Raw genomic sequence first — 13137 nt, 5'->3', positions numbered from 1 at the left:
TTTTTGTTTATACGGGTTTTCATTCTTTGCCAACGCTACTTTTTTTAAAGATTTTTCTAATTTTTTATGCGGTTCAATAAACTTTTCTCTCTTGTAACAGCTTTTTTGACAGTTGATGACTGTTATAGGTTCGCTCATCTGAGTCTATACAAATTTCTAATTGAGCTTTAAGATGAACCTATCCGTCGGTAAAAAGCCTGATCAAAGAATATTCTGAAAAATTGCTCATTGTGAACATAATATGGTACATTTTATAAAAAGTTTATGAATTCAGATATCCATTAATTCAGATCACTATGGTTAAGGAAACTAGGCTGCCCACAGGATATGTTTATGCAGTAATAGCAATCTGTGTGCTACCCTTCCTGCTCAATCTCTTCGGTATCAGTTTTGCTTCTCCCCCACATCCCTTAAATTTATCTAGTTTAGGAAGTGTCAGTGATTCTGAATTTCTGGATCAGTTATACCATACTTTATTAGGAAGCTTTACCCATACCGTCTTAGAATGGGTAGCCATTTGTACCGCATTCTTTACTGGGATTTTATCCTTTGTTCACTTTGCCATTAAGCGAGATGTCGTCACTCCCATTATTGGGGTCGCTTTATTTTTTGCAGGCAGTATGGATGCTTTCCATATTTTAGCAGCCGATCGAATGATTGAAGGGGTTGCTGATAGTCAAGCCCTCACTCCTGTTACCTGGGCAATTTGTCGCCTGTTTAATGTTGTAATTTTAATTTTAGGGGTAGCAACCGTCTTAATTATTAAACCGAAAAAAGGGCGAGGAAATTTTAAAGTTGTCATTCTGGCAATTCTCTGCTTTGGATTGCTGGCATCTACTATTATTTATATTGCCGTTAATGCTCAGAATTTGCCGCAAACTATCTTTCCGAATGCGGTGATCAAACGGCCTTGGGATTTAATCCCTTTATTGTTATTTATGGTTTGTGGAATCTTCATTTTTCCTCGCTGTTATCAACAATATCCCAGTTTATTTTCCTATGCTTTAGTGGTCAGTACCATTCCTTCCGTTGTCACCCAAATGCACATGACTTTTGGGTCTACAGCCTTATTTGATAACGATTTTAATATTGGTCATTTTCTCAAAATTATTGCCTACTTCGTTCCCTTTGTTGGGTTAAGTTTAGATTATGTTCAAACCTATCGCCAAGAAACAATTGTTATCAATACTTTGGCAACTTCTTCAACCTTACTCTCTAAAACGGTAGAACAACAAGAGCGAATGGCACTCCAACAAGCGGCGGCGGTCAATCAAACCACAACCACCATGAATGAGTTAGGCCATTCTTCCCAACAGTCCGCAAAACAGGCAGAAAGTGCTGCGGATACGGCAAAAAAAGTCTTAAATTTAGCACAAATGGGTAAAGATGTCGTTAATCACACCTTAACCGATATGGCAAATTTGAAGGATAAAGTTGGGAAAATTGCTGAACAAATTATGCGCTTAAGTGAACAAACCACTTTAATTAGCAACATTACAATTGCCGTTACCAACTTAGCTAATCAAACCAATTTGTTAGCGTTAAATGCTTCCATTGAAGCCGTTCATAGTGGAGATCAGGGGAAAGGATTTGGTGTCGTTGCCCAAGAAATTCGTAAACTTGCGGATCAAAGTAAACAATATTCCCAGGAAATTAATAGTTTAATTGATGAAATTCAAAGTTCTATTAATTCAACAGTAATCGCAACAAGTGAAGGAAAAAATACAGTCTATCAAGGAGTTAAAAATGCTGAATTGACGGCTGATACGTTCACCCATGTCACCCAAGAAATTAACAGTATTGTTCAGATGAGTCAGGAAATTTATCTGATCTATAAACAGCAAGAAATAGCGATTCAACAGGTGATTGATTCTATGAATGTTCTCAATCAAGGAATGACCCAAACCGCCACCGGAATTAGTGAAACGAAATTGGGTCTTCAAGAGGTTGAGAAAGCTTTATTTCTGTTAATTGATGATTAACAAAAATTTCCCGTTATTCAACCGAAGCAATCTGCCAAATATTTTGGCAATAATTCTGGACAATGGTATCAGAAGAAAAACGACCTAAACGCGCCACATTTAAAATAGACATTTTCGTCCATTTTTCCCAGTCTCGATAGGTTCGACTGACTAAATCTTGACAATCCAGATAGGATTGATAATCCGCAAAAACCATATATTCATCGTGATATAATAAAGCATCGATTAAGGTTTTAAACAAATTTGGATCGCCTTGGGAAAAATAACCCGATGCAATTTGATCAATACATTCTCGCAGATTTTCATTTCCATGATAATAACTCCAAGGATTATAACCTTTCGCTTTTAATGCTTCGGTTTCTGATAAACTTAAGCCAAAATCAAAGAAATTGTCTTCTCCCACTGCTTGACGTAATTCTTCACTCGCACCATCCACAATTCCCATCGTTAACGCCCCATTTATGGCTGGTTTTAAAATCGCAAGTCCTCCGGCTTTTTTCCCCGCCATTGCTAAATGTTCAGACACATCGGCGGCGGGATAAATTCGTTGACTTAAGGTTAAATTGACATTGGGAATAAACACCACTTTTAAGCGATCGCCAATGATGGGATCGGAATTAACCACTTGACCCACCGCATGAATTAATTTAATCATCAATTTCCCCATCACATAACCGGGGGCTGTTTTTCCTCCAAAAATAAAGGTTTGGGGCACATAGTCTCCTTTAGGATTCTTGCGAATTCGATTATAAAGGGTGATAATCTTCAAAATATTCAGATGTTGGCGTTTATATTCCTGAATTCGTTCGATTTGAATATCAAAAATAGAATCAGGGTTGATAGTGATTTTACATTTATTTTCAATATAATTTGCCAGTATTTTTTTATTTTCTTGTTTAACTGTACGCCAAGCTAAACGAAATTCTGCTTGTTCTAATTCCCCTTCTAAACGCTGCAATTCGGCTAGATTTTTAATCCAACCCTCTCCAATTTTATAACTCATTAATTGAGTTAAATGAGGATTAGCTAAGACTAACCAACGCCGGGGCGTAATTCCACTACTAATGGTTTTAAATTTTTCCGGGGATAATTCATAAAAATCAGGAATAATCCCTTGTTTTAATCCTTCGGTTTGCCAGATAGAAATTCCATTAATGGCATAACTACCCACACAAGCTAAGTGAGTCATCCGCACATAGCGTTCTCCCGTTTCATCAATTAAAGATAATCGAGCTAATTTATTAAAATCCCCTAGATATTGACTGCGAATATTAATCAACCATCGATTATTAATTTCATAGATAATTTCTAAATGACGCGGTAATAAACTGCCTAATAATCCTACAGCCCATTTTTCTTGAACTTCCGGTAATAGTGTTGGGTTTATATAGGTAAAGGTTTGTCGGGTAATTGACCAAGCTTTTTCCCAGTCTAAGCCATATTCATCAATCAATAATCGCATTAATTCCGCAATGGCGATCGCACTGGTGGTATCATGAAGTTGAACGGTATAATATTGATGAAAGGTTTCTAAGGTGTCTCGAACCGCTAAATGATTCCGAATCATATCCTGAAGAGAACAGGAGACAAAAAAGAATTGTTGTTCTAACCGCAGTTGTTTTTCTTGAATCGGATCATCATGAGGAAATAAGACTTTTGTAAGTAATTCAACATAAGGTTTTCCCTGAACGGTTCCATAATAATCTCCAATATTAAAATCTTGATAATTTAAAGAAACAATCGGTTCTGCTTTCCACAATCTTAAGGTATTAATTTGATGGCTTTGATAACCGGAAATTGGCGTATCATAGGGCACTCCTTTGATCCGACGATGGGAGATCCAACGCACTCGATAACGTCCTTGCTCATCATAATAGGCTTCAGTATGACCGCCTAATTGCACCTCAACGGTGGCTTCACGACGAGCCATTTCCCAAGGATTTCCATACCTTAACCATTTATCGACTTTTTCCACTTGCCAACCTTGATGGATTTCTTGATCAAAAACCCCAAATTCGTAGCGAATTCCATAGGCAATGGCTGGAATATTTAAGGTAGAAAGGGAGTCTAATTGATCAATCGGAATTTGGGCAACATTTCCATAACCTAAACTCGGTTGAATTTCTTGTTCAATTAAATCTTCTAATTTTAAATTCAAGGCTTCTAAGCTTTGTTTTACAGGTTCCCACAGGTTCAAATTAATCAGATGATTACCCAGATGACATCCTAACGCATATTCGGTGGAAAAATAACAAAGTTTTTTAATATTATTTTGAGAATGGGTTTGAATCGTTTTCACCCAATTCGGCATTAAAACTTGTCGGACGGTATAAGCTAAAGCTTGGTATAATTCTTGGGGCGTTGCTGTTGTCGGGAATTGACCTTGAAGATCAAGAAGATTAGCGACAAAATTTCGTTGCCACTCCTCTAAAGACAATCTTGTTTGAGGAGGAACCGCCAGGAGATGATTTAAAATAGAATCGGGAATCACTGGATTCATATTCACAAAAAATTACCCGTAAGGGTAGAGATTGTTGAAAATCGATTTTCTGATAATAAAGCGTTATGGCGCATCAGTCATCGGTAAAAGTACCGTTGTAGAATATATGTTCTGGGAGTATAGAAATGTGGTTTTTAGGGGATACAGAGACGCGCCACGTAGAGACCTTCTATGGAAGGTCTCTATATTGTTTTGACGACTTAAACGGTGGCTAAATGGAAAGATGCTCCCAGACCCGCCGCCATTTCTTCAACCGTAATTTGACCATCTTTATCTTGATCTAAGGCATCAAAAACGGCATCGGTTCCTGACCATTCTTCACGGGTAATATAACCATCTCCATCTAAATCATAGGCGCGGAAAATATCTTCCGCCGCATGACTAATAACTTCTTCTCCTTCTAAACGAGCTAAACGTTCAGCTAAGAATTTTTCCAAGGCTTCTAAAGCTTTAGAAAATCCTTTAATGCCTTCTTCTAATTTTTCTGATGCCATTTTATCTTCGGCGTGCATTCGGTTGAACGTTTCTTGATCAATGGAGATTTTTTTCATCTCAAAGTTTGTAGCAGTTTCAGGATTCAGTTTACGGGGTAAGTCACCAACTGTGGATTGTAATTCCTCTAATAAAGCCGGAGAAATTGTTAATAAATCACAACCCGCTAACTCGGTAATTTCCCCAATATTACGGAAACTTGCCCCCATCACTTCTGTTTGATAGCCGAATTTTTTATAATAATTATAAATTCGGGTGACAGATAATACACCAGGGTCTTCCTCTGGGGGATAAGAATCTCGTCCGCTTTCTTTTTTATACCAATCTAAAATCCGCCCTACAAATGGAGAAATTAAGGTAGCCCCTGCTTCGGCACAAGCGATCGCTTGATGAATGCCAAATAAAAGGGTTAAATTACAATGAATCCCTTCTTTTTCCAAAACTTCTGCGGCTTTAATTCCTTCCCAAGTGGAGGCAATTTTAATTAAAATCCGATCCCGAGAAATTCCTGCGGCTTCATATTGTTCAATTAAATAACGACCTTTCGCAATGGTGGCTTCCGTATCATAAGATAACCGAGCATCCACTTCCGTTGACACCCGCCCTGGGATAATTTCTAATATTTTTAATCCAAAGGAAACCGCTAACCGTTCAAAGGCTAAAGTGGCGACATCTGAAGGGGAAGCACTTTTCCCTAACTCCTCACGTGCTTTTTTAAGGGTATTATCCACAATTTCCTCATATTGAGGCATTTGGGCAGCAGCCGTAATTAAGGAAGGGTTGGTGGTTGCATCTCTGGGGGTGTACATTTCAATGGCTTGGATATCTCCCGTATCTGCCACTACAACGGTCATTTCCCGTAATTGTTCGAGTAGAGTTTGTCCCATTATTTTCCGTCCTTTATTTAGGTTGTTAACCGTTAACGGTCGGCTATTTTAATATAAATGCTAAACTACAGTATATCAAATCTTGCGTTTTCGATAGTCTACTCAATGTTTTAATTCTGAGAGAATTGTGACAATTTTGAGTATAATTTTTATGATTATAAACGATAATAAAAACTCTCAGGCTAATCTTTATAAAAAAATTAGGATTGATTAAAATTGGGTGCGTTTTGGTGGTTGGACGCACCCTCAAAAACAGTTTAGGTAATTGTATCTATTCCCGTTCGATTTAGACGCTCACGCCTCGACTGGTGAGAACTTCTTGTAATTGGGCTTCTTCATCTTTACTTAAGGAGGTTCTTAACACCGTACCTCCATAGGGGGCCACTTCGTCTAACACTTTATCCGGGGTAACTTTCCGCACTAACACAAACAAAGCAGAACTTCCGGGTTTCAAGGTTTCCCCTAAAGATTTCATAAAGTTATCATCAACGCCAATATCACTTAATGCGCCACTAGCAGCCCCAGCCGCAGCCCCAACCGCAGCCCCTAAAACTGGACTCAGGAATAAAGTTCCAATTAATAAACCCCAAAAGCCGCCACTCACAGCACCCGCAGTGGTTAAGTCAACCGCTTGTTTTAGTTTAACTTTGCCTTCCGCATTTTTAACAATAACCGCAGCGTCTTCTAATTCGATTAAATGTTCTTTTTGTAATTTAATCAAGGTTAGACGCACTTCTTCGGCTTTGTATTCGTCATCGTAAGCGATCGCAATTAAGTCACTCATGGTGTATCAATCATAAAATTAGTCTTTAATAGTTTAGCATACAATTCTTTTTTGGCTTCTAATAAAAAATATTAATTCAACATCTTTCTCAAGGAAGATTTTGCTGACTCACAGAAACCGGGTTTCTGAAGTCATCTTAATTTTTCACAAGGAATTTAACAAAGAAACCCGGTTTCTAGGAACTCTAAAGTCATCTTAATTTTTCACAAGGGATTTAACAAAGAAACCCGGTGTCTAGGAATTGATTTAAATCCCTGCGCCATTCAGAAATTCTTCAATAATTTCGTTAGCCTGAATATTAGCGAGGGGATCTTGTTGCAAGCTATCGGGAACTTCCGTCACAGAATTTAAAGCCTTTAAAGTGTCTAATTCCTGTTCTAAAAGTTTAATTCGTTCAAACAAATTCCGAATGACCTTAGCTTCAGGATCAGGTAAATGATCGGATAATTGTAAATCATCAGTGTCTTTAGAATTACGGGTAATGCGTCCCGGAACACCCACAACGGTACAATGACTGGGAACATTCCTTAACACCACCGAACCCGCACCAATACGAACATGATCCCCAATATAAATATTACCTAATAATTTAGCGCCTGCCCCCACCATTACATGATGACCTAATGTGGGATGTCGTTTGCCTTTTTCCTTTCCGGTTCCGCCTAAAGTAACCCCTTGATAAATTAAAGCATAATCCCCAACAATTGCGGTTTCTCCAATCACAACCCCCATGCCATGATCAATAAAAACTCCTTTCCCAATTTTAGCTGCTGGATGAATTTCAATTCCTGTGAACCAACGGCTAAGATGAGACAGAAAACGGGGTAAAAATGGAATCCCCCAATGATGTAAATAATGGGCAATGCGATGCCACCAAAGTGCTTGTAATCCCGGGTAACAAAATAGGATCTCCAACCAATTGCGGGCAGCCGGATCACGTTGGTAAATGGTTTGTAAATCTGCCATTAACACCTGAAAAACATTGGCTTTATTGGGCAAGCTATCAGAATGTTGGCTGGGAATTGCCGAGTTTTTTTGAGGGGTATTGAGCAAACTGGAATTAGACATAATAGCGGTTTTTCGGTAGGTAAGGAACAGGAGATTTTTGCAGAAAAAAACAAATCAAGGAACTAAGAAAGACTGAAGAATAACCCTGTTTTTAAGAAGAGTAAAATATTTCAAAATCCCCCTAAAACAGGCAGGGCTGTTTCGTTCTCAAGGTAGATTCCTCTATGACCTCTCCCCCAACCCCTCTCCTGCAAGGAGAGGGGAGAATTTCTGTTACTCTTAAATAAGAAATGGTATTTAGTAATATTAATTGCTCCCCCTTCCCTTGCAGGGAAGGGGGCTGGGGGGTTAGGTCTTAGGGTTGACAATGGAAAATGAAACAGCCCTGCTAAAAAAGGGGGATCGAATTCTACAAGGGTTTAACGAAATCTCAGGGTTTGTAAAACCTCTATTAAAGTGTCAATTTCTGCACAAGTGTTATAGAACGCTAGAGACGGTCGAACTGTACCCGTTAAACCATAACGTTGCATTGTCGGTTGGGCGCAATGATGACCCGCGCGAACCGCAATTCCTTCTTGAGCAAGGCGTTGACCCACTTGTTCCACCGGAATATCATCGAAAATAAACGATAACACACTAACTTTATGGGGGGACGTGCCAATTTGACGCAAACCCGGTATTTCCGCAAGGCGTTTTGTGGCATAACAGGTGAGCTTGTGTTCGTACTGCTCAATATTGTGCATTCCCAGGCGAGTAATATAGTCAATGGCTGCTCCCAGTCCCACCGCATCCGCAATATTGGGAGTTCCCGCTTCAAATTTAGCTGGGGGGTCGCTGTAAACCGTCTTTTCAAAACTAACACTGCGAATCATGCTCCCTCCACCCTGCCAAGGAGGAAGATCTTCTAATATTTCCCGTTTGACATACAGCGCCCCAATACCCGTTGGTGCAAATAGTTTATGACCAGACAAGGTATAAAAATCACAATTGATGTCTTGAACATTCACAGGAAAATGAGAAACCGCTTGGGCACCATCCACCAACACGGGAACCCCATGACGGTGTGCCACTTCAGTCATTTCCCGCACGGGAAGAACCGTTCCCAAGGCGTTAGACACCTGAGTTAGTCCCACTAAGCGAGTTCGAGGGCTGAGGAGTTGAGCATATTCTTCCAAGAGAATCTCACCGCGATCGCTTACCGGAATCACTTTAATGATAGCCCCGGTTTGTTGGGCTAACATCTGCCAAGGAACAATATTGGCGTGATGTTCCAGGGTGGAAAGTAGAATTTCATCTCCTTCACCAATGTGTTTGCGACCATAGGTTTGAGCCACTAAATTGATCGCTTCCGTTGTCCCCCGCACAAAGATAATCTCCGAGGCTGAACTCGCTCCTAAAAACCGTTGTACCTTCTCTCTGGCGGATTCATAGGCATCCGTTGCCCTTGCGGCTAGGGTGTGAGCGGCGCGGTGAATATTAGAGTTGTCTCGCTGATAGAACCGCGATAAACTATCAATAACGCTTTGTGGCTTTTGAGTCGTTGCAGCGTTATCCATCCAAATCAAGGGTTTACCGTTGACGTTTTGGTGCAAGATTGGGAAGTCTTTGCGAATCGCCTGAACATCAAAGGGTTCCCCTGATTCTAACCCCAGGTTTTCTACCGTTGAGCTAGAGAGAAAATAAAAGGACGGTTGATCCGTTTCCTGGGTCAAAGCCAGAGTATTCTGAGCTTTAATCTCTGTAAACACACCTTTTAAATCAAAGTTGCTAATCGGTAGATTTGCCGTATTTGGAATTTCAGCATCAGGTTGAGCGATCGGTGACAAAGAAGGAATCTCAGTTAAATACTCTTTAGGAACCGGATTGAAGGCTTCGGACGTAACATCCGGGGCTGGCAAGGCGGTCGTGATGGGTTCTAGCGGGGTCAAGGCTTGTTTGAAACTGGTTTCGGGTTGAGTCGGTAACAGCATTGCCGTGAACTGTTTCGCCATCTGGGTTAAGGTGGCTTCCGTTAACACTTGGCTGGGTGCTGCACTACCCAGAAATACGACTCCACCAACATCTGATCCTCTGCTGTCCGGTTGGGGTTGGGGCGGCTGGGTCGGCGTTGCCGACTGAGGGGCAGTCACAGGAGCAATCTGGTTTTCAACGGGTAAGGCCGTATAAAACTGATTTGCCAAGGTTGCCACCCTGAGAACATCAAACGGATGATCGAGGTTTTTGCCGTTAGACTCTGACATATTGATAGTCATGGTAGTATCCCACTTCGACGTTTTCCAGAACGGCGATCGCATCATCGGTTAAGACCGCGCAGGAGAAATAGAGGGTGAGCAGATAAGATGCTAAGGACTGGGAATCAATTCCCATGAAGCGCACAGATAAACTAGGAAGTTGTTCACCCGGAATCCCGACTTTATGCAAACCGACGACCCCTTGTTCTTTTTCGCCCACTCGCACTAACAGAATATTGGTTTTACCAGGGCCTTGGAGGTTGCCATTGTAGCTTTTGATTTCTAATTTATCGCAGGGAACTAAAGGTACGCCTCGCCAAGTAATGAAGGGAGATCCGAATAAATTTACGGTGACAGGTGGCACACCCCGACGAGTGCATTCCCGCCCAAAGGCGGCGATCGCACGGGGATGAGCTAAGAAGAAGGCGGGTTTTTTCCAAACCCGGGTTAACAGTTCGTCCAGGTCATCGGGTGTCGGGACATCATAGCGAGGTTGAACCCGCATTAAGGGCGAAATCGAGTTGAGTAAGCCAAAGTTAGGGTTATTAATGATTTCCCATTCTTGACGTTCTTTTAAGTTTTCAACAGTGAGGCGAATTTGTTCGCGGAGTTGGTCGATGGGTTCGTTATAAATATCGGTGACATGGGTATGAACCCGCAGGATATTCTGAACTAGGCTAAGATCATATTCTCGCGGTTCAATTTCATAGTCAATATAGGAAGCGGGAAGTTCAATTTCTCCTTGATAATCAGCGACAACGGGAATTTTTTCTTCCCCATAAAGATTAACAACGGATTTTAACCGACTTTGTTCTTCAATCGCCTTTTGTAAACTTAATCGAATGTCAGGAGACTGACTAACAATTTCGTCAAAGCAGGGTTTAGAAAGGGCTAGTAAGCGGCAAGGAGTGAGGGTACGAATGGTTGAATGGCTGATCACTTCTGGGGCTAAACCCACTGCACCAAAATAGTCTCCACTTCCTAAAACCGCAACTCGCAGGTTTTCTCCTTCATCGCCAGATGTGGAAACTTCCAATTTCCCTTCTACAACGATATAGAATTTTTCCCCAGGTTGACCTTGTTGGATAATCGTTTCACCTATATGATAGGATTCGCTTTGGAAACGATTGGCGATCGCTGCTGCATCCGATAAATCGAGGACGGATAACATCGGAATAGTGCGTAATTCTTCAGGAGAAATACTGGAATGTCCGTTATTATTATTAACTCGAACTTTAGGGCTGGGTTTGAGAACAACTTTGGTGCGGTTCACACGATAAGTACCTGATTGTACCTGTACCCAAGGCAGAAAATGTAATAGCCACCGAGGAGTAATTCCTGCCATTTGAGGCACGGTATTTGTGGTAATGGCTAAATTCCGGGCTGCTTTTGTATCAATACTTTGCCGTGAACGGGTTTGATTCTTATTAATTGCTACCATATAACCTCACGATTTGTTGCTCGAAAAAATTTCCAAAACTCCACCTATCACCTAATATTTTTAGGCGTTTTTTGAGTTAGAAGCTTTTTCTAGCTTTTTCTGACAACTAACAGCTTATAACAAATAATCAGAATCGTTAATCACTATTATCTATGAATAAAGATCCAAGCATTCAGAGCTTTTATTGACAAAAATATATTAATTTTTTTTACAATTGTATATAGGATTGCAAAGTTAATTATAGATATCTGCTTAGAAGCATCAACAATTGACTCATTCCACAGGTTTTATCCCAATTTAATAGGGTTTCAGCCCGATATTGATCAACGTTCAACTTGATTCCTATCGGATTAGGATAGTTTTTAAAAAGGGTTAATTATCTACTACAATCAGTAACAAATGGCTAATTTCTTAACATATTCTTAATAAGTAATCTATTTTTATTTTTCATAATTAATTCTAACAACTGTGAAGGCTAACAGAAACCGGGTTTCTTCCAGAAACCCGGTTTCTAACTAATTGAGAACTAAGCTTGAATTAAAAATTGAGTTGCTGTCAGTGCCGGTTTATTGGTTAAGGTTAAGAATTGAGCCCCTGTACCCAAACCTGCGGCTGTACCGTTTTGATTGTAGAATAATCCTCCGGTTGCAGTGTTATATACAATATCTGCTGCCCTGGTTGCTACTAAAGCATCGCTAGTAACTTTAGCAAATTCACTGGCAACAGAAAACCCAGTTCCCGCAGCACTGCTAATACTGGTAAAAGTGGTTTTATCCAAGACAATTTGATCGGTTTGTGAGAGATTAAAGTCTGTAATTGTATCCACACCTACCGCAGAAGTTGCAAAGGCTGCATTAGTATTGTAGATAAATTTATCGGCTCCTAATCCACCCGTGAGGGTATCATTACCAGCATCTCCACTGAGAGAGTCATTGCCATCGCTACCTAACAATTGGTCTGCACCACTACTACCAATCAAGTTATCATTTCCGCTACTACCATTGAGAATATTATTAGCAGTATTACCGGTAATAATATTAGCTACCGTATTCCCTGTACCATTAATAGCAGTAGTTCCGGTTAAGGTCAGGTCTTCAACGTTAGCAGGTAAGGTATAAGTGACAGAAGATTGGATTAAATCTGTACCTTGGGATGCTAATTCGGTGGCAATATCCCCAGTATTATCAACAACATAGATATCATTACCCAATCCACCAACTAGGGTATCCGCTCCGGTATTACCATTGAGAGTATCGTTACCAGCCAATCCATTAATGATATCTGGATTAGCAGTGCCGATTAAGTTGTCAGCGCCAGCAGTGCCATTAATGGTGGAAGTTCCCTGAGTTTTGAAATTCCAAGTGCTACTACCAGTAATACCCGCATAATTATTCCCCGCAATATCCTTAATCGCACCAGCAGCGATTTCTACATAATAATCTGTGCCTTGTGCTAAGTCATTGGTTGGGTTAATGGTCAGTTGACTACCACTAACGGTGACATTACTGTTAGTAACCGCAATGGTTTCTACTACCGAATTATCAGATAGTTTCTTGATGACAATATCACCAGTGTCTTTTTGAATGGCTTCACTGAAGTTAACCACTAAGTCAGCACCAACGGCAACTCCTGTGGCATTATCAACGGGGCTGAAACTGCTGGCTGCGGGTGGGGTGGTATCCGAAGGTGTAGTGTTTGTGTACAGTTTGGAGATGCGGCCTGCACCTGTCTGACCCGTCAACAGGAAATCTTGTTTGCCATCGCCATTGTAGTCTGCCCAAGCTACGGAACTATAGCGAACAGCAGGAAGAG

The 13137-nt window shown here is 40.6% G+C and carries 8 protein-coding genes; 1 reads left to right on the top strand and 7 read right to left on the bottom strand.

Annotated elements, in window-relative coordinates; genetic code table 11:
- Window positions 1–296 precede the first annotated feature (296 nt).
- Window positions 297–1982, top strand: coding sequence for a methyl-accepting chemotaxis protein (locus ACKPEB_RS19720; protein ID WP_408966693.1), 1686 nt, complete (start codon window positions 297–299; stop codon window positions 1980–1982).
- A gap of 13 nt (window positions 1983–1995) precedes the next feature.
- Here the strand turns inward: ACKPEB_RS19720 and glgP are convergent, their stop codons facing one another.
- The 7 genes from glgP to ACKPEB_RS19685 form a co-directional block, all read right to left on the bottom strand.
- Window positions 1996–4482, bottom strand: coding sequence for a glycogen/starch/alpha-glucan family phosphorylase (glgP, locus tag ACKPEB_RS19715; protein WP_408966692.1), 2487 nt, complete (start codon window positions 4480–4482; stop codon window positions 1996–1998).
- Window positions 4483–4682: 200 nt separating this feature from the next.
- Window positions 4683–5861 carry a transaldolase gene (locus ACKPEB_RS19710; RefSeq protein WP_408966691.1) on the bottom strand — a complete coding sequence of 393 codons (1179 nt, stop codon included), beginning with the start codon at window positions 5859–5861 and terminating at the stop codon, window positions 4683–4685.
- Between the two features lie 286 nt (window positions 5862–6147).
- Window positions 6148–6645, bottom strand: coding sequence for a DUF1269 domain-containing protein (locus ACKPEB_RS19705; protein WP_408966690.1), 498 nt, complete (start codon window positions 6643–6645; stop codon window positions 6148–6150).
- A 246-nt stretch (window positions 6646–6891) separates the two neighbouring features.
- Window positions 6892–7611 carry a serine O-acetyltransferase gene (gene cysE, locus ACKPEB_RS19700; RefSeq protein WP_408966694.1) on the bottom strand — a complete coding sequence of 240 codons (720 nt, stop codon included), beginning with the start codon at window positions 7609–7611 and terminating at the stop codon, window positions 6892–6894.
- Window positions 7612–8072: 461 nt separating this feature from the next.
- A complete protein-coding gene (locus ACKPEB_RS19695) occupies window positions 8073–9905 on the bottom strand; it encodes a family 2A encapsulin nanocompartment cargo protein cysteine desulfurase (protein WP_408966689.1) in 1833 nt (610 codons plus the stop codon).
- Entirely contained in the window at window positions 9880–11325 is a 1446-nt protein-coding gene (locus tag ACKPEB_RS19690; RefSeq protein WP_408966688.1) for a family 2B encapsulin nanocompartment shell protein, read from the bottom strand. Before ACKPEB_RS19690 ends, ACKPEB_RS19695 begins: the two co-directional genes overlap by 26 nt.
- A gap of 526 nt (window positions 11326–11851) precedes the next feature.
- On the bottom strand, window positions 11852–13137 hold a 1286-nt coding region (locus tag ACKPEB_RS19685), incomplete at its 5' end, for an Ig-like domain-containing protein (RefSeq protein WP_408966687.1).

The sequence above is a fragment of the Planktothrix sp. genome (assembly GCF_046067725.1).
Classification (GTDB): Bacteria; Cyanobacteriota; Cyanobacteriia; order Cyanobacteriales; family Microcoleaceae; genus Planktothrix.
Note: the sequence above shows the minus strand (reverse complement) of the source record. Positions and strands in the feature narration are given on the sequence as shown.